Raw genomic sequence first — 24673 nt, 5'->3', positions numbered from 1 at the left:
AAATAGAGGTTATTGGCTCACAGGGAACAATTAAAGGCTCGTTATGCTGACAAAGCTAAGAGAAATTGTTGACAAGGTTGTCAGCGCTCACTCATTGATCGATGCATTGGATCAATTGGTATCAAATACTACTCAGGTAATGAAAACCGATTGTTGTTCGGTGTACATTGCTGATCATCAGCGTCAGATTTATACCTTAATGGCAACACAAGGGTTGAATAAATCTCGGCGACGTATCAGTTTGCGCTTTAATCAAGGGTTAGTCGGGTTAGTGGGTCAACGAGCCGAGCCATTAAATGTTGCCGATGCTCGAGTACACCCTCATTTTAAACACCTTCCAGGAATCGGAGAGGAATCTTTTCGATCCTTTTTTGGTACTCCCATTATTCATCAACGCCAAGTCCTCGGCGTTATCGTTGTCCAGCAACGCGAACAACGTGAATTTACGGAAAGTGAAGAATCTTTTTTAGTTACGCTAGCGGCTCAGTTGGCGGGCATTCTAGCGCACGCTAAAGCACAAGGAATGTGGTTTGAGAAAGGTAATCGGCTTCATTTAACTGGGTCTGCGGCATCAAGTGGGGTCGCGATTGCAAAAGCGTGGTGGGATGATACCCAACCTTTATTAGAGCATGTTGCGCCAGCATCATGTTTGAATATCAATGCAGAGCAAGAACGGTTAACAATAGCAATAGATTCAGCGGGTAAAGAATTTCGGCGATTGCGAAAACGGTTTGATAGTGACTTACAAAAAGAAACCCTCGCTATTTTTGATTTATTTAGCCATTTACTGAATGATCCGTTACTACGTACTGATCTTAAAGCACATATTGATGATGGTGATCAAGCAGAGTGGGCAGTGCGACAAGTGGTTGAAACGTATTCTAATCGCTTTGCCAACATGAAAGATCTTTACCTTAAAGAGCGTGCGCGTGATATACGGGAGTTAGGGCAACGGCTGTTGTATTTTTTATGTGATGATAAGCCTAATGAACAGCAATGGGATGAACCGATTGTCTTGTTAACTCGAGAGTTAACTGCTGCGATGATTGCCACTGTGCCCGCAGGAAAACTGGCTGCGGTGGTTGCACAAGACGGTGCGGCTAACTCTCACGCCGCTATTTTATCGCGAGCATTAGGTATTCCTACCATTATGGGCGTAGATTTTACGCCGCATACGGTGCATAACAATCTGGTTGTCGTTGATGGCTATCGTGGTGATTTATTAGTTAATCCGAATCGTCATGTATTAGCGGAATATCGACGTTTACTGCGTGAAGATGATGAGCTTGAAAAGATCGTCGAGTGTGATCAACAACACCGTGCAGTGACCAAGGATCAACAACGAATTATGGTACATATTAATGCCGGATTAAGCGCTGATTCACATTTTGCGTTAAATAAGGGCATTGATGGTGTTGGTCTTTATCGTACTGAAGTCCCCTTTTTACTCCAACGTAGTTTTCCTTCAGAAGAAGAACAAATTAACCAATACCGCACTATTTTACATACTTATCCCGATCAACCTGTAGTGATGCGAACATTAGATATTGGTGGCGATAAACCCCTACCTTATTTGTCGATCGAAGAAGATAACCCTTTTCTTGGTTGGCGAGGGATTCGGTTTACGCTTGATCATCCTGAAATATTTATGATTCAAGTGCGGGCAATGTTACGTGCAAGTATTGGCTTGAATAATATGGATATTTTATTACCGATGATCTCGGGGATTAATGAGCTCGATGATGCCAAAGCCATTATTGAGCGGGCGTATACTGATGTGGCTCAAACAGCATTAGCGGCAGGACAACAACTGCATAAGCCCCGACTTGGGATCATGATTGAAGTGCCGTCAATGTTATATCAACTGCATGCTTTAGTCGGACGGGTAGATTTTATCTCTGTTGGTAGTAATGATTTAACCCAATATTTATTAGCCGTTGATCGTAATAATGCGCGGGTTGCTAATGTTTATGATGCATTGCATCCTGCTGTTTTACATGCGTTAAAGCACATTGTTGATAGTGCTAAAAAATACCAATTACCCGTGTGTGTGTGTGGAGAATTAGCTGGTGATCCTGTTGGTGCTTTGTTGCTCGTTGGGATGGGGTATCGGTCGTTAAGCATGAACGCGCGTAATGTCGCTAAAATTAAATATATTTTACGTCATATTGATAGCGTGGATATGACATCATTAGCCACTCAAGTACTGCACGTCGATATTGCTGATGATGTACGTAAGCTAACGACTCGGTTTATTGAACAACATCAGCTCGGCGGTTTTATTCGTGCAGGTAATAAATAATGGTGGTTTATTGTGAAAGAAATAATGGGTAATTATCATGCATGAAAGTGTCATGTGGCTGTTTTCAATGTGCTTAATTTTAGGCTCGGTAGTGGGTTTATTAGCTGGATTACTTGGAATCGGCGGTGGTTTATTAGTTGTGCCTACTTTGGTGTGGTTGTTACCCCAAGTGGGTATTGAGCCATCAATGTTAATGCATATTGCGTTAGCGACTTCGTTAGCCAGTATTGTTATGACGGCAATGGCTTCTGCTCGTAATCATTTTAGATTAGGCAATGTCGATTTATCAGTGGTTAAAGTATTAGCACCAGGGATTATTATTGGTGGGTTAAGTGGCAGTGTGGTGGCTGAATTAGTACCTGCGCAATATTTGCCAAAAGTGTTTGCGGTGATTGTGTTGTTATTAGCATTACAAATGATGTTATCACTCCGCGTCACGCATTCTCGACCATTGCCTAGTGCATTGGCATCCGCTGTTGGTGGTGGTGTGATTGGATTATTATCAAGTTTAGCGGGTATTGGCGGTGGCTCATTAACGGTACCGTATTTGAGTTATTTTGGTGTTGAAATGCGTCGAGCAATTGGTTCGGCATCGTTAGTCGGTTTTCTGATTGCTATTTCAGGCATGATTGGCTTTATTTTTGCGGGTGTGGGTAGCGCGAATTTACCTGCTTATAGTGTGGGTTATGTTTATTTACCTGCATTAGTGGGTATTGCTGCGACCTCAATGATCACCACTCGCTATGGGGCTGCATTGGTGACGCGTTTACCTACCGCGACGCTTAAAAAGCTGTTTGCGGTACTACTACTTATTATCAGTCTTAAAATGTTCTTGAGTTGATATCGACTAGATTTAAGTGGGCTATCTTCTGATAGAATTAAGAGTAACGACTTTTAGACGCCTAGCTTTTGCTGGGCGTCATTAATTTAACGGGTAGGACAAATGAAACAGTACTTGGCGTTGTGTCAGCGGATCGTTGATGACGGTGTGTGGATTGAAAATGAACGAACTGGCAAACGTTGCCTGACAGTGATTAATGCTGATTTAACCTATGATGTTGCTAATAATCAGTTTCCTTTAATTACTACCCGTAAAAGTTTTTGGAAAGCTGCGATTGCGGAATTGTTAGGTTACCTACGTGGTTACGACAATGCCGCTCAGTTTCGTGCCATTGGCTGTAATACGTGGAATGCCAATGCCAATGATAACCAAGCATGGCTTAATAATCCGTACCGTAAAGGCGAAGATGATATGGGGCGCGTTTATGGCGTTCAAGGTCGTCGCTGGCAAAAAGCCGATGGTACAGTTATCGATCAACTAAAAAAGATTGTTGATGATTTAACCAAAGGTATTGATGATCGTGGTGAAATTCTGACGTTTTATAATCCAGGTGAGTTTGATATGGGTTGTTTACGTCCATGTATGCACACTCATACGTTTTCACTATTAGGGGATACTTTGTATCTCACCAGTGCTCAACGTTCTTGTGATGTGCCATTAGGACTTAATTTCAACCAAGTACAAGTGTTTACCTTGTTGGCGTTAATGGCGCAAATTACGGGTAACAAACCCGGTCAGGCTTACCATAAAATTATTAATGCCCATATTTACGAAGATCAATTGCCATTAATGCGTGATGAGCAATTAACGCGTACGCCATTTGCATCGCCTCAATTGATTATTAATCCTAAGATCACCTCATTAGAAGATTTAGAAACATGGGTAACCTTAGATGATTTTGAAGTGGTTGGTTATGAGCATCACGCGCCAATCCAATACCCCTTTTCAGTATAACAATTACCTAGTGTGATCAACGTAACGGATTGATGGTAAATAAGAGATAACAAAAAGCCCCGCACAATTGCTTGTGTGGGGCTTTTTATTTTACTGCGCTTTTATTTAACGAAGCGTAGCGATTAAGCTGTAAACGCTAGGATTGAACCAGGGATAGCAATGAATACTAGGCCAAGGTAACCCGCAACAGCAGCTTTATTCTTCGTTGCTAAATCGCTAAGGAAGAACGCGCACTTAAGTGGAATTTCACGTAAGAACGGTACGCCGTAAATCAATACTGTCGCTAACACGTTAAAGCAGAAGTGCACCAGTGCGATCTGTAGTGCAAACACGGCATGATCACCTGATACTGCGGTTGCTGCTAGTAGTGCAGTGATACAAGTACCGATGTTTGCGCCTAATGTAAATGGATAAACCTCACGTACGGTTAATACACCTGTACCCACTAGCGGTACCATCAAACTTGTTGTTGTTGATGATGACTGTACTAGAATCGTTACTGCTGTACCTGATGCAATACCATGTAATGGACCACGACCGATAGCACTCTTTAGAATATCACGAGCACGACCAACCATTAGGCCTCGCATGAGTCGACCCATTAAAGTGATCGAGATGAAAATCAGTGCAATGCCTAATCCAATGAGTATAAAACCCCCGTTTTGTCCGAGTGTTTCTAGTGGTCCTTTTACTAATTCAATGGCTGGTTGTGTTAACGGCTTCATGAAATCCATGCCGTTCATGCTCATATTACCCGCCTTTAAGAATGGCGAGACTAACCAACCTGATAATTTATCAAGGATACCAAACATCATTTCTAATGGTAGGAAAATGGCAACAGCTAATAAGTTAAAGAAGTCATGTACTGTTGCACTTGCAAACGCACGACGGAATTCTTCTTTACAACGAGCATGACCTAAACTGACTAAAGTATTGGTCAGTGTTGTACCAATATTCGCACCCATTACCATTGGGATTGCAGTTTCTACAGGTAAACCACCTGCCACAAGACCCACGATAATTGAGGTAACGGTACTTGATGATTGAATCAGTGCCGTTGCGATAAGACCAACCATTAAGCCTGCAACAGGGTGAGATGCAAATTCAAATAATGTTTTTGCTTGCTCGCCGACAGACCATTTAAAACCGCCGCTGACCATAGATACAGCAACGAGTAACAAATATAGCATGAACGCTAGGGTGCCCCAGCGGACCCAACGCATAGAGCTGAACTTCGATGCAGCAGTAGTGGCTTGGGTTGTCATAATCATTTCTCCATGACAGGAATATGTCGTTTGGGTGTCATTTTGTTGAAATCTGCGTGAATAGTAGTTTGGTTATATTTCAGAAATATTACACTGAGTGTCATAAATGGATATTTGTTTGGGGTTTGTCAGGAAAATGAGAGGGCAACCGATTAAATTATACAATGTCAGGTTGCATTAATACGCTCTAGTAGATTGTTTCTAATTGGTTTTTAATAGTTTTATATGTTTTTTGTTTTTAGCGTTAAAAATTATAAAAATATGCTTATTAAAAGTAAAGTTTTGCGATTTATTTTATTTTTAGTATAAATATAATGAATGACGACAAATAAATAGTGCGGATATAGTAGCGCTATAACTATAACTCTTCGGTTTTACCGAGTATTTATATCCATACAAACGATTTTTCAGTTTGTAAGTTTGACGTTTACACTAAATTTAATTGAGACGACTAAGTATTTAGCTAACCTACAAGTTAGGGGTGCTTGGATCGCGTGAATAATATAGTTAAAGGAGTAACGGTTAATGACCGATGCTATTCGTAAATTTCTTAAATTAGAATCAGCTGGCGGTATTATTCTTATTATCGCAGCATTAATTGCAATGGTTATTGCTAACTCTCCATTGGCATCGTTATATACCGATACGCTACATAGCTATATCGGCGGATTATCAGTCTCGCATTGGATCAATGATGGCTTAATGGCAATTTTCTTTTTCTTAATTGGATTAGAAGTTAAGCGCGAACTTATTGAAGGTGCACTTAATACCAAAGAAAAAGCTATCTTCCCTGCGATTGCTGCTGTTGGCGGCATGATTGCTCCAGCGCTAATTTATACCGCCTTTAATTATGGCGATCCGATGGCCGTTAAAGGTTGGGCGATTCCAGCCGCAACAGATATTGCTTTTGCGTTAGGTGTTATGGCGCTATTGGGTAGCCGTGTACCAGTAAGCTTAAAAGTTTTCTTATTAGCATTGGCTATTATTGATGATTTAGGCGTGATTGTGATCATCGCTTTATTTTATAGCTCAGATTTATCAACACTTGCGTTAGCCGTGGCATTTATCTCGACAGCGACATTGATCGTTATGAATCTGAAGAACATCACTAGTATTCCATTATACTTAATTGTTGGTGCTATTTTGTGGTTCAGCGTGCTGCAATCAGGTGTTCATGCAACATTAGCGGGTGTGGTGTTAGGTTTTGCAGTGCCATTAGCGGGTAAAAATGGTCGGACAGATACTCATTCACCCCTTAAAACGATTGAACATGCATTACATCCTTATGTTGCATTCTTAATCTTGCCATTATTTGCATTTGCTAATGCGGGTATTTCATTAACAGGCGTATCACTGGCTAGTTTATCGTCAATGTTACCTGTTGGTATTGCTGCTGGATTATTTATTGGTAAGCCTGTTGGTATCTTTACTGCCTGTTTTCTTGCAGTTAAAACAGGTGTTGCAAAACTACCTGATGGGATTAACTTTAAACATATTTTTGCCGTATCGGTGTTATGTGGTATTGGTTTTACAATGTCGATTTTCATCTCATCACTGGCGTTTGTTGGTGCTGATGAAAGCTTTGCGACTTACTCTCGACTTGGAATCTTATTGGGTTCTACTGTCGCCGCGATTGTCGGTTACATCATGTTAAGTAAAACATTACCTAAATCAGAGGTGTAATATGAAAACGTTGTTAGTTGTTATCGCATGTTTATTTTCGCCGTTTAGTCTTGCCTCGGTTAATTCCCAAGCATGTATTAATGGTGATAGTTCTGAAGTATGCCAAGCATATTTACAAGGTATTAACGATGCTAAAGCAACAACCGTTGATACTACGACAGTACAAGAAAGCTCATTTCGTCAACGTGCGTTAGAACAACGTGGTGGCGAACGAGTGCGAAACTTAGAACGACTGCAACGTTAATTACAGCTTAAAGACGATCTTGATTTGATTTTACTATAAATTATATCGTCAAACATTGAACAGCCCAGTGGCACAGCGTAAGCTTTGTCGTTGGGTTTTTTTATTTAAATAGCGGCAATGTCTCACTTAAATTATAACCATCTTTATTATTTTTGGATGGTCTGCAAGCAAGGCTCAGTAACGAAAGCGGCTGATGCATTATTTCTGACTCCGCAAACAGTGACGGGGCAGATTCGATCATTAGAAGATCGTCTTAAAGGTAAGTTAACTAAACGTGTTGGCCGTAATATTGAACCAACAGAGCTTGGTCAATTAGTGTTTAAATATGCGGATAAGATGTTTGATTTAAGCTATCAAATGCTCGACCGTATTAATTATACTCAGCGAGATAACCAATTATTTGAAGTTGGGGTTGCTGATGCGTTGTCAAAACGGTTAGTGAGCCAAGTGTTGTTAGAGGGTATTCCTAGCGATCAACGGATCCAATTAAGCTGTTTTGAATCGACCCATGAAATGTTGTTAGAGCAACTATCACAACATAAATTGGATATGATCTTATCTGACTGTTCAGTTAGCTCAACTCAAAATCCCGGTATATACAGTAAAAAGCTGGGTGAATCTGCAATGAGTTTTTTCTGCACTGATGATTTATCTGATGCTGATTTTCCTGCTTGTATTGAAGATTATAAGCTATTGGTACCCAGTCGACGTTCTGCAATGGGACGCAAATTGCATCAATGGTTTGATCAGCAGGGCATTACGCCAAATATATTAGGTGAATTTGATGATGCGGCGTTAATGAAGGCTTTTGCTTGTTATCATAAGTCGATGTTTATCGCGCCATCTATTTATGCGGATGAGCTCACCAGTAATAGTCGTATTTATGAAGTTAAACGAGTGACGGATATTTGTGATGAATATTTTGTTATTTTTGCTGAACGAATGATCATGCACCCTGCTGTGAAACGTATTTGTGCAGCTGATTTTAGTACATTGTTTTAATATTTATCACTTATCAACGCCTTATACATTTTCAACTGGAAAGAATAATAATAAGGCGTTAATCGTTGTTTCTATATATTACAGCTCAGTTATTTTTGTTCGTTTGTAGCGTGATCTGTTGTTTGCTTCTCTTTCTCTTTCTCTTTCTCTTTCTCTTCTTTATCTTTGGCTGAAACTGAAATGCCTGCGGTTAAGTTATAACGCATTGCATCTTCAAATGACCAATCAACAATGGTTAAGTCTTCACGTTTTACCAGTGTTGTAATGCCTGCTATTTGATAGCTAAGTGGAAATAGTACCGGAACCCAATCTCCGTCTGGTAATGCGTTTGATAGTGGCTCTGGAGTTTCGTTAGCCATAATAAAGCCAACGATGTAAGTATTATTAGCTTGATGCACTAGCACAGTTTGCTGATTTTTATTTTTATTGTCACTACTCATTAGTGAGGCAATATCATTAATACTGCTATAAACCGTCTTAAAAAACGGAAATCGCATCAACTGACGAATAACAAAATCATAGAGCCATGCGATAGGACTAACAGAAAAAAGTAACCCAGCAACAAACAATAAGATCAGAATGAGTAAAAAACCAGCACCTTTAAAGAGTTCGGTAATGTGAACTAAACCAAATAAAAAATTACCGACTTCATCTAATGACTCAAAAAGTGACCAGAATAACCAAATACTTAATACTAGCGGCAGGACATTGAACAAGCCGCGTAACAGCGTTTTTTTCATTTTATGCTCGAAGATGTAAAATAAAGTCAGTTATAAAATCAGCAATATTCAATATTGAAATGCTAGTTTTATAGGCAATGGGCAATGAATAGACATAAAAAAACCGACCCTAAGGTCGGTTTTTTTTAATCTAGACTCATTAATTAAAATTAAAGAGCTTTGATTTTCGCTGTTAGACGAGCTTTATGACGTGCAGCTTTGTTCTTATGGATCAGGCCTTTAGTAGCCATGCGATCTAGAACAGGTTGCATTTCAGCGTAAGCTAGTGTTGCAGCTTCTTTATTACCAGCTTCAATAGCGATAATTACTTTCTTGAAGAAAGTGCGCATCATAGAACGACGGCTAGCGTTATGCTGACGACGTTTTTCTGAAGTTAGTGCACGTTTCTTAGCAGATTTGATATTTGCCAAGGGTGTAACTCCCAAATCTTGGTATGGTGACAATTTAAGGCCGAGGACTATGCCCTTAATCTTAATCATTGTCAAATGATTCGTGCAAATAACCGCCATACCAATCTAGTTGGCACTTGCGGATTAACACGGTTAATATGGCGACAGATTTTACCAGTATTTCGATTCAGAAGTCACCTTTCTGAACATCTTTTATGAGGTTTTTTTGTGAGTAAGCGTCTTTTACGCTCTGGAATGGTAGTTAGTGCCATGACTTTAGTGTCTCGAGTGCTAGGTTTAGTGCGCGATGTGGTAGTTGCTAACCTAATGGGAGCAGGGGCTGCGGCCGATGTTTTTTTCTTTGCCAACAAAATTCCCAACTTTTTACGTCGCCTTTTTGCAGAAGGCGCTTTTTCACAAGCCTTTGTACCAGTTTTAACTGAATACCATGCTGCAGGTGATGTTGATCGAACTCGATTATTGATTGCGCGTGCCGCAGGTACGTTAGGTGGTATTGTCACCATCGTGACATTATTGGGTGTTTTAGGTTCTGGTGTCGTAACAGCATTATTTGGTTTTGGTTGGTTTTGGGATTGGATGCATAACATTTCACCCGGCGCTGAAAAATTCGAATTAGCCAGTTTGTTACTTAAAATTACTTTTCCTTATTTGTGGTTTGTCACCTTTGTGGCGTTATCTGGTGCAATTTTAAATACGCTTGGTAAGTTTGCCATTTCATCGTTTACACCGGTGTTTCTTAATGTTGCCATTATTGGGTGTGCCGTGTTTATTGCACCTCACTTGGCTAAACCTGAAATTGGTCTAGCGCTTGGGGTATTTATCGGTGGTTTAGTGCAGTTTTGTTTTCAACTGCCATTTTTATATCGAGAAGGGTATTTAGTTCGCCCACAATGGGGCTGGAATGACCCTGGCGTGACGAAGATACGTAAACTGATGCTACCGGCTCTGTTTGGTGTTTCAGTGACTCAAATTAACTTATTGCTCGATACGTTGATTGCGAGTTTCTTGATGACGGGTTCAATCAGTTGGTTATATTATTCTGATCGCTTATTAGAATTCCCATTAGGACTGTTTGGTATTGCGATTGCGACGGTGATCTTGCCTGCTTTGTCGCGTAAACATGTTGATAAATCACCTCAACAATTCGCAGATACCATGGATTGGGGTGTGCGAATGGTGTTGATATTGGGTATCCCTGCGATGCTCGGTATGATCACCCTAGCCAAACCGATGTTGATGGTGATGTTCATGCGTGGTGAATTTGACCTGTACGATGTTAACCAAACGGCTATGTCGTTATGGGTGGTATCAGCAGGTCTGCTGAACTATATGTTGATTAAAATTTTTGCGCCGGGTTATTACGCTCGTCAAGATACTAAAACGCCGGTGAAAATTGGTATTATTGCCATGATCAGTAATATGGTCTTCAACGGTATCTTTGCTCCTTTTTATGGCTATGTCGGTTTATCGATTGCAAGTGTATTATCAGCCTTTCTTAATGCTGCGTTGCTATACCGAGGTTTGCATAAAGAAAATATTTACCGTGTCAGTCGTCAGACATTATTGTTTGTGTTGCGATTAGTCATTGCTGGTGTGGTGATGGTGAGTGGTTTATTGTGGTTTAGTCCTACAACTGATCAATGGTTAGCTTTTCATTTGCTTGAACGTATCACGTGGCTCTTTGGTTTAATTTTAGGTGGTAGTGGTATTTACCTGTTATGTGCAATTATTTTAGGTGTTCGCCCGCGTCATCTGCGTGCAGATAGCTGATTGAAACCGCCGAGTAGTATATAATTCACCAGCTTTACGCTAAAAAGACATTTTCAGCCGTAATGGTGGTGGATGAGTTACCGCAGTTATTAATTTTTTTGGCTGTTATTAATCATCATATAAACAAGTGAGCTGATTGTAGGATGAGCGAATAGCCTTATGAGTACTGACATAGTTAAATTACCTATGGAATTAATTCGAGGTATACCCAATATTCAGCCACACCATCATGGTTGCGTGCTGACAATTGGCAATTTTGATGGCGTCCATTTAGGCCATCAAACATTGCTTAAGCAGGTGATTACTAAAGCGCATTCAATGGGATTAGCCGCCACGGTAATGACGTTTGAACCGCAACCGCAAGAGCTTTTTGCAGGTAATAAAGCACCAGCTCGATTGACCCGTTTTCGCGAGAAATATGTAGAATTAAAAAAAGTCGGTATTGATCGATTATTGTGTGTTAATTTTAATCATCATTTTGCAGCCATGACTGCTGAATATTTCGTCGAATGCTTGTTGGTAAAGCAATTGGGTGTTAAATTTCTGGTTATTGGTGATGACTTTCGTTTTGGTCAAGAGCGACGTGGTAATTTTGCGATGCTGGTGGCTGCTGGCAAGAAATATGGATTTGAAGTAATAAGTACGGCAAGTTTTTGTGTTTCTGAGCAGCGAGTAAGCAGTACTGCAATTCGTCACGCCTTAGCGAATAATGAATTGGATCAAGTAGAACAAATGCTTGGTCGGCCATATAGTATTTGTGGTCGAGTCTCACACGGAAGAAAATTAGGCCGTACTATCGGCTTTCCAACCGCTAATATCCCATTAAAACGTCGTATAGCACCTGTTGCAGGCGTTTATGCGGTAGAGGTATTAGGTATTACTGCTGCACCTATTGCGGGTGTTGCTAATGTTGGTCACCGACCTACAGTACAAGGTGTACGACAACAACTTGAAGTACATCTATTTGATTATCAAGCGGATCTTTATGGTCGTCAGCTTGAAGTCGTGTTGCGCCATAAATTGCGTGACGAAAAAAAATTTGAATCATTCGATGCGCTAAAATTACAAATCGAACGAGATGCTCAAACAGCACGGGTGTGGCTGTCTGAGCGTAATAATGTCCAACTTCGCCCAAGTAACGGAATCTAGAATCCATGAGTGACTATAAAGATACCCTGAACCTACCGGAAACAGGGTTTCCGATGCGAGGCAATCTAGCTCAACGTGAGCCTGCTATGCTTAAGCATTGGTATGATGAAGATCTTTACGGTGAAATTCGTAAAGCTAAGAAAGGTAAAAAATCTTTCGTATTACACGATGGCCCTCCGTACGCTAACGGTGATATTCACATCGGTCACGCGTTAAACAAGATTCTTAAAGATATTATTATTAAGTCAAAGACACTTTCTGGCTTTGATTCACCGTACATTCCTGGTTGGGACTGTCACGGTCTACCGATTGAATTAATGGTAGAAAAGAAATTTGGTAAGCCTGGCAAAAAATTAACAGCTGCTGAGTTCCGCGAAAAATGTCGTGCTTATGCTGCTGGCCAAGTTGAAGGTCAAAAAGAAAGTTTTATTCGTCTAGGCGTACTAGGTGAGTGGGATAAACCATACCGTACAATGGATTTTGGCACTGAAGCTAATATCATTCGTGCGCTAGGTAAAATTGCAGATAAAGATCACCTGCTTAAAGGTTTTAAACCTGTTCACTGGTGTACTGATTGTGGTTCTGCATTGGCTGAAGCTGAAGTTGAATACCAAGATAAAGTATCGCTATCTATCGATGTTAAATTTAAAGCGGTAGATGAAGCAGCAGTATTAGCGAAGTTTGGCTGTGTTGCTGACCAAGGCGAAGGCGATGTGTCGATTGTTATTTGGACAACGACACCATGGACAATGCCTGCTAACCGTGCTGTCGCAGTTAGTGCTGATCTTGAATACGCATTGGTACAAACACCCGTTACTGACGTTCACACTCAACCACAGCGTTTAATCATTGCCGCTGAGCTTGTAAAAGACGTGATGGCGCGTGTTGGCTTTGAAGAGTCAGAAATTCTTGGTTTCTGTAAAGGTGAAGAATTAGAGCTAATGCGCTTTAATCACCCATTTTACAGCTTTGATGTGCCAGTAGTACTTGCTGATCACGTAACCACTGAATCAGGTACAGGTTGTGTACATACTGCACCTGGCCACGGTCAAGAAGACTTTGTGGTTGGTCAAAAATACAACCTTGAAATTGCTAACCCAGTGGGTAGCAATGGTGTTTACTTACCTGATACTGAGATCTTTGCGGGTCAACATGTATTTAAAGCGAACGAAGGGGTTGTGGATGTATTACGTGAACACGGTGCATTATTACATTTCTCTAAAATTACCCACAGCTACCCACACTGCTGGCGTCACAAGACACCAATCATCTTCCGTGCAACGCCACAATGGTTTATCTCAATGGATAAAGCTGGCCTGCGCGCAAAAGCACTAGCAGAAACCAAGAACGTTGAATGGATGCCTGAGTGGGGCCAAAGCCGCATTGAAGGTATGATCGAAGGTCGCCCTGAATGGTGTATCTCTCGTCAGCGTACTTGGGGTGTGCCAATTGCCTTATTTATCCATAAAGAAACCCAAGAGCTTCACCCGCAAACATCTGAGCTAATTGAAAAAGTAGCTAAACTTGTTGAGCAAAAGGGTATTCAAGCTTGGTGGGATCTAGAACTAACTGACGTAATGAGTGCAGAAGATGCCACTATTTACGAAAAAGTATTAGATACTCTTGATGTATGGTTTGACTCAGGTGTTACACACTTCTCTGTGGTTGATAGCCGTCCTGAGTTTAATGGTCACTCAGCTGATCTTTACTTAGAAGGTTCAGATCAACACCGTGGTTGGTTCCAGTCATCATTGATTACATCGGTAGCGATGAAAGACAAAGCCCCGTATAAGCAAGTGTTAACACACGGCTTTGTGGTTGACGGTCAAGGCCGTAAAATGTCGAAATCAGTGGGTAACGTTGTTGCACCGAAAGATGTAACTAACAAGCTTGGTGCTGATATTCTTCGTCTATGGGTTGCATCAACTGATTACACGGGTGAAGTTGCGGTTTCTGACGAAATTCTTAAGCGTTCAGCTGATGCTTACCGTCGTATTCGTAACACTGCACGTTTCTTCTTAGCTAACTTAAATGGCTTTAATCCTGAAACGGATTGTGTGCCTGTTGAAGAAATGGTGGCGTTAGATCGTTGGGCTGTTGGTCGTGCAATGGCGGCTCAAGAAGAGATCGTTCAAGCATACGAAGACTACAACCTACACACAGTAACCCAGCGTTTAATGCAGTTCTGTTCAGTTGAAATGGGTTCTTTCTACTTAGACGTTATTAAAGACCGTCAATACACAGCAAAACGTGGTGGTCATGCACAACGTAGCTGTCAAACGGCGCTTTTCTACATTGTAGAAGCACTTGTTCGTTGGATGGCACCTATCATGTCATTCACGGCTGATGAAATCTGGAACGAAATGCCAGGTAAACGTGATCAATTCGTGTTTACGGGTGAGTGGTTCGATGGTTTATTTGGTCTTGCTGAAGATGAAGAACTAAACAACGACTTCTGGGCTGAAATCCAACAAGTTCGTGGTGCTGTGAACAAGTTACTTGAAACAGCACGTAGCGAAAAAGTGATTGGTGGTTCATTACAAGCTGAGATCACACTCGCTGCGAATGCAGAACTTGCTGCTAAATTGAATAAGCTAGAAGACGAATTACGTTTTGTATTGCTAACATCAAAAGCACACGTTGTGGTTGCTGATAGCAAGCCTGAAGGCGCACAAGACACAGATATCGAAGGATTATTTGTGACAGTGAAAGCTTCTGAAGCGGCGAAATGTGAGCGTTGTTGGCACCATGTTGCTGATGTAGGCACTATTGCTGGACACGAAGAAGTGTGTGGCCGTTGTGTAACTAACATCGATGGCGCTGGTGAAGAGCGTAAATTTGCCTAATGACTAATTCAGCACCTCAGCAAGCGTTGACGCTTAAGCAATCAGGCATTCGTTGGTTATGGCTAGCGATTGTGGTATTTATTATCGACAATGGCACTAAGCTATTGGTGATGGACTCGATGGGCTATGGTTGGCCAAACCGGATTGAGATCACGCCCTTCTTTAATTTACTGTATGTGCACAATACTGGTGCTGCATTTAGTTTTTTAAGTAGTGCGGGTGGCTGGCAACGATGGTTGTTTGCTGCGATTGCGTTTGGTGTTTGTGGCTTATTGACAATGTGGATGCGTCGTACACCAGTGACCAATAAAATGGCCAATATAGCGTATGCACTGATTATTGGTGGCGCATTAGGTAATTTATTTGATCGTCTTTACCATGGTTTTGTGGTCGATTTTCTTGATTTCTATTACGGTAGTTATCATTGGCCTGCATTCAACATTGCCGATTCAGCCATTTGTTTAGGTGCTGTATTGTTAATTCTTGATGGCTTTAAAGCGGATAAAACCGTTAAAGATCACTAAGTTTTAATTCGTTATTAGAATGAAACGCTGCCTGTCTTTACAGGTGGCGTTTTTTTTGATTATTACCTTAGTTAAGTTAAAGCCCCTAGTGTTCATACGTTGATACCCGCGGCTCTTTGTTGTTAAATAGCGGTAATTAATAATAGGGAATAATATATGTCGATGATCAAGGATAACAGTGAAGTGTTAATGCACTTTGCGATTAAGTTAGCGGATGGGTCTGTGGCTGAGTCGACGTTTGCCAACGCTAAACCTGTGATTTTTCGCATGGGTGATGGTAGCCTTACCGCTAATTTTGAAAAATGTTTACTTGGGTTAGCTGCTGGAGAGAAAAAACAGTTTGAGTTAGCCCCAGAAGATGCTTTTGGCCCTTCAAATCCAAATAATATTCATCATGTCGAATTGAGTAAGTTTAGTGTTGATACTCCCGCAGAAGTTGGTCGTATTATTGCTTTTACTGGCCCTGATGGACATGATATTCCCGGTATAATTACCCAAGTCGTGGGTGATTCAGTGACGGTTGATTTTAATCATCCATTAGCTGGAAAGATCGTTACCTTTGAGGTTGAAGTTGTCTCCATTGAACGTTAAGAGTCATTAATTGATGAAAATATTACTCGCAAATCCACGGGGTTTTTGTGCTGGTGTTGATCGTGCGATTAGCATTGTTGAGCGTGCATTAGAAATGTATCAGCCCCCTATTTATGTGCGTCATGAAGTGGTACATAACCGCTTTGTTGTTGAAGGCCTTAAACAGCGCGGTGCTATTTTTATCGAAGAATTAAGTGAAGTCCCTGATGATAATATTGTTATATTTTCAGCTCATGGGGTATCACAAGCGGTTAGAAATGAAGCCAAAGCGCGCCAGTTAACGGTATTTGATGCCACCTGCCCATTAGTGACTAAAGTACATATGGAAGTGGCACGTGCTAGCCGTAAAGCAATGGAAGTGGTGTTAATTGGTCATGCGGGTCATCCTGAAGTGGAAGGCACGATGGGACAATATGCTAATCATGATGGCGGTATGTATTTGGTTGAGAAACCAGAAGATGTCGATACGTTGGTGGTAAAAGATCCATCAAACTTACATTTTGTTAGCCAAACTACGCTATCGGTTGATGAAACGGCGGATGTTATCGATCGTTTACGCCACGTGTTCCCTGACATTCAAGGTCCACGTAAAGATGATATTTGTTATGCAACGCAAAATCGTCAAGATGCGGTGCGTGAAATGGCAGCAACGGTTGATGTGATGATAGTGGTTGGCTCTAAGAACTCCTCAAACTCTAATCGATTGAGTGAGCTGGCGGTTAAATTAGGAACACCTAGTTATCTAACCGATAGCGCTGAAGATATTAATCCACAATGGCTTGAAGGTAGAAAAGTAGTGGGTGTAACCGCGGGTGCATCTGCTCCTGAAGAGTTAGTGAATCAAATTATTGCGCGAATTAAACAGCTTACTAATACTTCTGATGTTGAAGAATTATCCGGTCGTGAAGAAAATATGTTCTTTGAAGTGCCGCGTGAGTTACAAGTAAAGAATATCTAATACGGTGTTTGTTCATGATCAATGAGCCTCAGTGAAGACTGGGGCTTTTTTTATGATAGTCAACAAGCTACAGTGGAACATATTATTATGAATAGTGTAGGAGATACGCGCTAATGGTCAGAATTGCGATAGCCGGTGCAGCCGGACGAATGGGGCGTCAGTTAATTAAAGCGACAGCATTATCAAATGCGACGACATTAACCGTTGCGACTGAACGTGTAGGTTCAAGTTTAGTCGGTGCTGATGCGGGCGAGTTAGCTGGTATTGGTTTAGCGAATGTGGTGATTATTGATGATCTTAGCCAAGCAATTGATGACTTTGATGTGTTAATTGATTTTACTGCGCCCGTAGTGACGCTAGCGAATCTTGAATTATGCCTGCAACATCATAAAAAAATTGTTATTGGCACGACTGGCTTTAATGAACAGCAACGTCAATTGATTGATACTGCTGCGGAGCAGATTGCTGTTGTTATGGCACCTAATTATAGTGTTGGTATCAATCTCGTATTTAAATTACTTGAGAAAGCCGCCAAAGTGATGGGTGACTATTGTGACGTTGAGATTATTGAAGCACATCATCGTCACAAAGTTGATGCGCCATCTGGTACTGCGATTGGTATGGGTGAAGCGATTGCGGGGGCAATGGGAAATAAGTTAAGTGATGTCGCGGTTTATTCTCGTGAAGGTATTACAGGCGAACGTAGCCGAAATGAGATTGGTTTTGCAACTATTCGAGCGGGCGATATTGTGGGCGAACATACTGCAATGTTTGCTGATATTGGTGAGCGGGTTGAAATCACCCATAAAGCGACTGACAGAATGACATTTGCCAATGGTGCAGTACGTGCAGCAGCATGGCTAAGCCAGAGACCCGCGGGTTTTTATACTATGACCGATGTACTCGATCTGGATCGATTATAAAAATAAAATGCTATTATAACTGTCGATAACCTGCCTAATGGCAGGTTTTTTTATGCCTGAATAAATCATAAATGGATTATTTTTATGCGTCGTGCGTGATTTTTTATGCATAAATAAGTCAGCGTTCGGTAAGATTATTGCTTGTAATGTTAACCATAATGAAAGGGTTGAAAAAGGCAATGTTTTGTTGTTTTTATTTGCATTACGACTGGCTTTTGTAATTAGATCGGTATTTGTTTGACATAACTCTGCGTGTTTTATCGTTTGCGTGTAATTTTAATTTAAAGTAACGTATTTGCAACCTAGGCAATCGATTACATTTTAATGAATGTTATTGTATGGTCTTAAACCTGCAATGAAAGTTGTCATTTACAGGGTTTGAGTTGAAATATTGTGGTTTGATGTGATTTTTTAAATTTAATTATGGTTAAATGTTGACAGATTGCTAACTGATCCATAGAATTTGCGCAATTTGTCAAAAATCAGTAGTTGAAGGTTTTTGGCGTTAAATGGAATGGGTAGTTGCAAGTTTATCTGTTTTAATTGCATTTTTATTTTTTGGAGGTTGTCTTGAGCAAATCTGCGCTGTTAGTCCTTGAAGATGGGACAGTGTTCCGCGGCGTGTCCATTGGGGCAGATGGTTCGGCTGTTGGTGAAGTTGTTTTTAATACCTCGATGACGGGGTATCAAGAAATTATCACTGACCCCTCTTACTCGCAACAGATCGTAACTCTTACCTATCCCCATATTGGCAATACCGGTACCAATACTGAAGACGAAGAATCAACGGCAATTCATGCTCAAGGTTTGGTAATTCGTGATCTTCCTCTTATCGCTTCCAATTTCCGCAGTGAACAATCCCTTTCTGATTATCTTAAATCGCAAAATGTCGTGGGTATCGCTGATATTGATACGCGTAAACTAACGCGAATTTTACGTGAAAAAGGTGCTCAAAACGGATGTATCGTTGCGGGTAATAACCTAGATGAAGCAGCGGCACTTGCTCAAGCTCAAGCATTTCCTGGTCTTAAAGGGATGGATTTAGCGAAAGAAGTGACCACCAATGAAACTTACAGCTGGAAACAAGGTTCATGGACATTAACCGGTGGCTTGCCTGCGGCGAAAGATGACAGTGAACTACCGTACCATGTTGTCGCTTATGACTTTGGTGCGAAAAGAAATATTCTACGGATGTTGGTTGATCGTGGCTGCCGTCTAACGGTTGTTCCTGCACAAACAACAGCAGAAGACGTGTTGGCATTAAATCCAGATGGTATTTTCTTATCAAATGGACCCGGTGACCCCGCGCCATGTACTTATGCGATTGAAGCAACCAAAGTTTTCCTAGATAAAAATATACCGATTTTTGGTATCTGTCTTGGACACCAGATTTTAGCCTTAGCGAGCGGTGCTAAAACCGTAAAAATGAAATTTGGTCATCATGGTGCTAACCATCCAGTAAAAGATCTTGAACGTGATGTGGTGATGATCACCAGCCAGAACCATGGTTTTGCGGCTGATGAAGCAACATTACCTGAAAATTTACGTGCAACACATAAATCCCTGTTTGATGGCTCTCTACAAGGTATCCATCGTACCGACAAGCCTGCATTTAGTTTCCAAGGCCATCCAGAAGCAAGCCCTGGTCCTCATGATGCAGCACCACTATTTGATCATTTTATCGAATTAATAAAGCTTTCTATTAATGAAGCATGCAACGCCTAAGCCGGGAGTAGTAAAAAATGCCAAAACGTACTGACATTAAAAGTGTATTAATCTTAGGTGCTGGTCCGATTGTTATCGGTCAAGCGTGTGAATTCGACTACTCTGGTGCACAAGCATGTAAAGCGCTGCGTGAAGAGGGTTATCGCGTTATTCTGGTTAACTCAAACCCTGCAACGATCATGACCGACCCTGATATGGCGGATGCTACATATATAGAGCCTATTCACTGGGAAGTAGTACGCAAGATCATCGAAAAAGAACGTCCAGATGCAGTGTTGCCAACGATGGGTGGCCAAACTGCACTTAACTGTGCCTTAGATCTTGAAAAGTATGGCGTATTAAAAGAATTTAATGTCGAAATGATTGGTGCGACAGCTGACGCAATTGATAAAGCTGAAAATCGTTCACGTTTTGATAAAGCAATGAAGTCTATCGGTCTTGAGTGTCCTCGTGCGGATACTGCAACTACCATGGAAGAAGCCTATAAAGTGCTCGATATGGTGGGCTTCCCTTGTATTATTCGTCCGTCATTTACGATGGGCGGTACTGGTGGCGGCATTGCATACAATAAAGAAGAATTTGAAGATATCTGTTCACGCGGCTTAGATTTATCACCAACAAGTGAGTTGTTGATTGATGAATCACTGATTGGCTGGAAAGAATATGAGATGGAAGTGGTTCGTGATAAAAACGATAACTGTATCATCGTGTGTGCGATTGAAAATTTTGACCCAATGGGTATTCATACTGGTGACTCAATCACCGTTGCTCCGGCTCAAACCCTAACGGATAAAGAATACCAATTAATGCGTAATGCATCGCTAGCGGTGTTACGTGAAATTGGTGTTGAAACGGGCGGTTCAAACGTTCAGTTTGGTATTAATCCTCAAGATGGCCGTATGGTTATTATCGAGATGAATCCTCGTGTATCACGTTCATCAGCATTAGCCTCTAAAGCGACAGGCTTCCCGATTGCTAAAATTGCGGCAAAACTGGCGATTGGTTTTACCCTTGATGAATTGATGAATGATATTACAGGTGGCGCAACGCCAGCGTCATTTGAACCAACCATTGATTATGTTGTAACTAAGATCCCGCGCTTTAACTTTGAAAAGTTTGTGGGTGCTAATGACCGTCTTACCACCCAGATGAAGTCTGTCGGTGAAGTAATGGCGATTGGTCGAAATCAACAAGAGTCATTGCATAAAGCATTACGCGGTCTAGAAGTTGGTGCGACAGGTTTTGACGAGATGGTTGATCTTGATGAACCGAATGCAATGAGTAAAATTCGTTATGAATTAAAAGCCGCGGGTGCTGAGCGTATTTGGTATATCGCAGATGCTTTCCGTGCAGGTATGTCAGTCGATGGTATTTTTAATCTAACCAATATTGACCGTTGGTTCTTGGTTCAAATTGAAGATATCGTAAAAGATGAAGCGCGTGTTAAAGCGGCGGGTTTTGCTGGTTTAAATGAACAAGCATTGCGCAGTCTAAAACGTAAAGGTTTTGCAGATGCGCGTTTAGCGAAAATATTAGGTGTCGCTGAAGCTGAAATTCGTAAGCTGCGTGACCAATTCAATATTCATCCCGTGTACAAGCGTGTTGATACCTGTGCCGCTGAATTTTCATCAGATACCGCTTACATGTACTCATCATACGATGACGAATGTGAAGCAAATCCAACCACCAAAGAAAAAATCATGATTATCGGTGGTGGCCCTAACCGTATCGGTCAAGGTATTGAATTTGACTATTGTTGTGTACATGCATCACTAGCATTACGTGAAGATGGTTATGAAACTATCATGGTTAACTGTAACCCAGAGACAGTATCAACTGACTACGATACCTCTGACCGTTTATATTTTGAACCTGTCACACTGGAAGATGTATTAGCGATTGTACGTGTTGAAAAACCAAAAGGTGTGATTGTGCAATACGGTGGTCAAACACCCCTTAAATTAGCGCGCGCATTAGAAGCTGCTGGTGTACCGATTATTGGTACTAGCCCTGATGCCATTGACCGCGCTGAAGATCGTGAACGTTTCCAGCAAGCTGTTGACCGTTTAGGTTTATTACAGCCAGAAAACGCAACCGTTACAGCGATGGAACAAGCGATTGAGAAGTCAAAAATCATCGGTTTCCCATTAGTTGTGCGTCCATCATATGTACTTGGCGGTCGCGCGATGGAAATTGTGTACGATGAGCAAGATTTACGTCGTTACTTTAATGAAGCGGTGAGTGTTTCAAACGAATCACCAGTATTGCTTGACCGTTTCCTTGATGATGCAATTGAAGTTGACGTTGATGCGATTTGTGACGGTGAGCAAGTGGTGATTTGTGGCATTATGGAGCACATTGAGCAAGCGGGTGTTCACTCTGGTGACTCTGCATGTTCATTACCTGCTTATACGCTAAGTAAAGAAATTCAAGACGTAATGCGTGAGCAAGTGAAGAACTTGGCATTTGAACTTGGGGTTCGCGGTTTGATGAATACCCAGTTTGCAGTAAAAGATAACGAAGTTTATTTAATTGAAGTTAACCCTCGTGCTGCGCGTACCGTACCGTTTGTTTCAAAAGCGACAGGCGTACCAGTTGCAAAAATAGCGGCTCGTGTGATGGCGGGTCAATCTCTTGATTCACAAGGTTTTACTAAAGAAGTTATTCCACCTTATTACTCAGTAAAAGAAGTGGTATTACCGTTTAATAAATTCCCTGGTGTTGACCCATTGTTAGGCCCTGAAATGCGCTCAACGGGTGAAGTCATGGGGATTGGTAATACGTTTGCAGAAGCGTTTGCTAAAGCTGAGTTAGGTTGTGGTAAAGAGTATCCATCATCAGGCCGGGCATTGCTTTCTGTACGTGATGGGGATAAGAAACGCGTAGTTGATTTAGCGTCTAAGTTAATTAAACTAGGTTATCAACTCGATGCGACTCATGGAACCGCGGTTGTGTTGGGTGAAGCGGGAATTAACCCTCGCTTGGTAAACAAAGTTCAAGAAGGTCGCCCTCATATTCTTGACCGTATTAAGAATAATGAATACACCTATATTGTGAACACGGCTGAAGGTCGCCAAGCAATTGAAGATTCTAAAGTTCTTCGTCGTAGTGCATTGGCTGAAAAAGTGAATTACACCACGACGTTGAATGCAGGTTTTGCGACTTGTCTGGCACACACTGCCGACGATCGTAATACCGTAACCTCGATTCAAGAGTGGCATGCAATGATTAAATAATCGTATTGCGATACGATTGTTAATGGTAATAAAAAGCCGATCATGAAAATGATCGGCTTTTTTTATTGGTGTATTAAACGACTACCACGTTAATTTCAATCAGTAATTATTATATAGCGACGTATAGTATTGTTTTTCAAATTGATTGATTGGCGGTAACGGGCTGGCTTTTAATTCAGCCTCTGTTGGGTAATAGTTAGTTACCAGCTGTACAAACAATAATGGTTGGCCTGATTTGGTTTTAATAATACCGGCAAGGTTATAAGTACCAAATAACGATCCTGTTTTAGCAATAATATGATCTTTTAACGGTGAATTACGGACACTTTTACGATATTGAAGGGTGCCACTTTTACCTGCAACGGGTAAATCAGTGATTAATCCTAGTTTAGGATGATGATAAATGTAAGTAAGCACTTCCATTAAATCATGGGTATTTAAACGGTTATTGCGTGATAAACCTGAACCATCAACCATGATAGTGTTAGATAAATCAATATTGGCTTTTTGTTTTAGAATTGCCTTAATAGCCGCAACACCATTGGTATAACTACCTGCTTGATTAAAGTATTTAGCGCCCATGGTTTTCGCAAGGTTATCGGCAAATAAATTATCTGAGCGTTTCAGCATAATATACAGCAGGGTGGTTAACGGTGCGGATTGATGGGTGGCAACAATCTTACCTGTAATGGTGTCATTACGTAAAATTTTGCCATCTAAACGTATACCAGCACGTTTCAATTGTTGTTTGATGATTGCTGTAGAATATAGGGTGGTATTTTGAACCGCAAACCGAAGTGGTAGTGGATCTTTCTTTGGTTGAGTGCAACCTGTTATGTGGTAGCTATTATTATCATTCGCTTGTAATGATAATTCACAAAATTGTTCTTTTTGTTGCGCTTTAGTAACTACAAGTGCGTCGCTAATAGCGGTTATAGGCTGGTGGCTAGGTACATGAAGTCGTGTTTTTGCGCCAAAAGCCATATTTGAATATAAAGCACCTTCAAAACAGTTATGTTCTAAAGTAATACTACTTGATGGCGCACTATAGCACTGTGTCAGCATATCCCACGGTGAACCAACGGCATGTTCAAAGCCAGTAAAGTGGCCGCCATTAAGATAAAGATTACCTTTAATGGTGTTAACGCCTTGTTGTTTGAGTTGACGTAACAGATTGGTAATATCACTACTTTTTAATGTTGGATCACCATTAAAATCTAAAATAACATTATTACCTTGGGTTTCAAGGTTAGTGCTAAAACGGAAGTCATTACCTAAATATAATTTAGCCGCAAGTGCTGTTAATAATTTTTGCGTGCTAGCCGGGGCTTGAAGATGACTTGCTTGGTGCTGGTAGATAACCTTGTTAGTCGTAGGGTTAACAACTAATAGTGAGGCGTCACTACCTGTTGGTAATTGCTTGAGGGCTTGCTGAGGCGCAAACGCAGCAAATGAAGGCATGCTTGTTAGTAGCAAGGCGGAACAAATAAGTCGTTTAAGCATATCAAGG

At 41.1% G+C, this 24673-nt stretch carries 19 protein-coding genes; 15 read left to right on the top strand and 4 right to left on the bottom strand.

Annotated features, from left to right (window positions below; translation table 11 throughout):
* The first annotated feature begins 43 nt into the window (after window positions 1-43).
* From ptsP to CIK00_RS07450, 3 genes are all read left to right on the top strand, one after another.
* A complete protein-coding gene (gene ptsP / locus CIK00_RS07460; RefSeq protein WP_101768270.1) occupies window positions 44-2302 on the top strand; it encodes a phosphoenolpyruvate--protein phosphotransferase in 2259 nt (752 codons plus the stop codon).
* A gap of 37 nt (window positions 2303-2339) precedes the next feature.
* On the top strand, window positions 2340-3143 hold the full coding sequence (locus CIK00_RS07455) for a sulfite exporter TauE/SafE family protein (protein WP_101768269.1): 804 nt from the start codon (window positions 2340-2342) through the stop codon (window positions 3141-3143).
* A gap of 102 nt (window positions 3144-3245) precedes the next feature.
* The gene (locus CIK00_RS07450; RefSeq protein WP_101768268.1) at window positions 3246-4097 is read left to right on the top strand and encodes a thymidylate synthase; all 852 of its coding nucleotides are present in this window, start codon (window positions 3246-3248) and stop codon (window positions 4095-4097) included.
* A 122-nt stretch (window positions 4098-4219) separates the two neighbouring features.
* Here the strand turns inward: CIK00_RS07450 and CIK00_RS07445 are convergent, their stop codons facing one another.
* Complete coding sequence (locus tag CIK00_RS07445; protein ID WP_101768267.1) at window positions 4220-5362, bottom strand: Na/Pi symporter; 1143 nt, start codon at window positions 5360-5362, stop codon at window positions 4220-4222.
* A gap of 525 nt (window positions 5363-5887) precedes the next feature.
* Between CIK00_RS07445 and nhaA the strand changes: the two genes are divergently transcribed.
* From nhaA to nhaR, 3 genes are all read left to right on the top strand, one after another.
* Window positions 5888-7045 carry a Na+/H+ antiporter NhaA gene (gene nhaA, locus CIK00_RS07440; RefSeq protein WP_101768266.1) on the top strand — a complete coding sequence of 386 codons (1158 nt, stop codon included), beginning with the start codon at window positions 5888-5890 and terminating at the stop codon, window positions 7043-7045.
* Between the two features lies 1 nt (window position 7046).
* Window positions 7047-7289, top strand: a complete 243-nt coding sequence (locus CIK00_RS07435) for a hypothetical protein (RefSeq protein WP_101768265.1) — start codon at window positions 7047-7049, stop codon at window positions 7287-7289.
* Window positions 7290-7406: 117 nt separating this feature from the next.
* On the top strand, window positions 7407-8291 hold the full coding sequence (gene nhaR, locus CIK00_RS07430; protein ID WP_101768264.1) for a transcriptional activator NhaR: 885 nt from the start codon (window positions 7407-7409) through the stop codon (window positions 8289-8291).
* A gap of 89 nt (window positions 8292-8380) precedes the next feature.
* Here nhaR and CIK00_RS07425 read toward each other — a convergent pair whose 3' ends face one another.
* Both CIK00_RS07425 and rpsT read right to left on the bottom strand, forming a co-directional pair.
* Complete coding sequence (locus CIK00_RS07425; protein ID WP_101768263.1) at window positions 8381-9031, bottom strand: DUF502 domain-containing protein; 651 nt, start codon at window positions 9029-9031, stop codon at window positions 8381-8383.
* A gap of 149 nt (window positions 9032-9180) precedes the next feature.
* A complete protein-coding gene (gene rpsT, locus CIK00_RS07420; RefSeq protein WP_045036056.1) occupies window positions 9181-9441 on the bottom strand; it encodes a 30S ribosomal protein S20 in 261 nt (86 codons plus the stop codon).
* Window positions 9442-9648: 207 nt separating this feature from the next.
* Here rpsT and murJ point away from each other — a divergent pair, with 207 nt between their 5' ends.
* From murJ to carB, 9 genes are all read left to right on the top strand, one after another.
* On the top strand, window positions 9649-11211 hold the full coding sequence (gene murJ / locus CIK00_RS07415; protein ID WP_167388534.1) for a murein biosynthesis integral membrane protein MurJ: 1563 nt from the start codon (window positions 9649-9651) through the stop codon (window positions 11209-11211).
* Window positions 11212-11397: 186 nt separating this feature from the next.
* A complete protein-coding gene (gene ribF, locus CIK00_RS07410; protein ID WP_101768327.1) occupies window positions 11398-12360 on the top strand; it encodes a bifunctional riboflavin kinase/FAD synthetase in 963 nt (320 codons plus the stop codon).
* 5 nt (window positions 12361-12365) lie between these two features.
* On the top strand, window positions 12366-15206 hold the full coding sequence (gene ileS, locus CIK00_RS07405) for an isoleucine--tRNA ligase (RefSeq protein ID WP_101768262.1): 2841 nt from the start codon (window positions 12366-12368) through the stop codon (window positions 15204-15206).
* Window positions 15206-15730, top strand: a complete 525-nt coding sequence (gene lspA, locus CIK00_RS07400) for a signal peptidase II (RefSeq protein ID WP_045036059.1) — start codon at window positions 15206-15208, stop codon at window positions 15728-15730. Before ileS ends, lspA begins: the two co-directional genes overlap by 1 nt.
* 156 nt (window positions 15731-15886) lie before the next feature.
* Window positions 15887-16321 carry an FKBP-type peptidyl-prolyl cis-trans isomerase gene (gene fkpB, locus CIK00_RS07395; protein WP_101768261.1) on the top strand — a complete coding sequence of 145 codons (435 nt, stop codon included), beginning with the start codon at window positions 15887-15889 and terminating at the stop codon, window positions 16319-16321.
* Window positions 16322-16334: 13 nt separating this feature from the next.
* A complete protein-coding gene (gene ispH / locus CIK00_RS07390) occupies window positions 16335-17279 on the top strand; it encodes a 4-hydroxy-3-methylbut-2-enyl diphosphate reductase (protein WP_101768260.1) in 945 nt (314 codons plus the stop codon).
* 113 nt (window positions 17280-17392) lie between these two features.
* Window positions 17393-18202: a 4-hydroxy-tetrahydrodipicolinate reductase gene (gene dapB / locus CIK00_RS07385; protein ID WP_101768259.1), complete on the top strand. Its 810-nt coding sequence runs from the start codon at window positions 17393-17395 to the stop codon at window positions 18200-18202.
* 570 nt (window positions 18203-18772) lie between these two features.
* Window positions 18773-19927 carry a glutamine-hydrolyzing carbamoyl-phosphate synthase small subunit gene (carA, locus tag CIK00_RS07380; protein ID WP_101768258.1) on the top strand — a complete coding sequence of 385 codons (1155 nt, stop codon included), beginning with the start codon at window positions 18773-18775 and terminating at the stop codon, window positions 19925-19927.
* A 17-nt stretch (window positions 19928-19944) separates the two neighbouring features.
* Entirely contained in the window at window positions 19945-23163 is a 3219-nt protein-coding gene (gene carB, locus CIK00_RS07375; protein ID WP_101768257.1) for a carbamoyl-phosphate synthase large subunit, read from the top strand.
* A 99-nt stretch (window positions 23164-23262) separates the two neighbouring features.
* Here the strand turns inward: carB and dacB are convergent, their stop codons facing one another.
* Window positions 23263-24666, bottom strand: coding sequence for a serine-type D-Ala-D-Ala carboxypeptidase (gene dacB, locus CIK00_RS07370; protein ID WP_101768256.1), 1404 nt, complete (start codon window positions 24664-24666; stop codon window positions 23263-23265).
* Window positions 24667-24673 lie beyond the last annotated feature (7 nt).

The organism is Photobacterium carnosum (assembly GCF_002849605.1).
In the GTDB taxonomy this organism is placed as follows: Bacteria; Pseudomonadota; Gammaproteobacteria; order Enterobacterales; family Vibrionaceae; genus Photobacterium; species Photobacterium carnosum.
The sequence above is the reverse complement of the archived record's forward strand: the minus strand, read 5'-3'. Positions and strand labels throughout refer to the sequence as shown.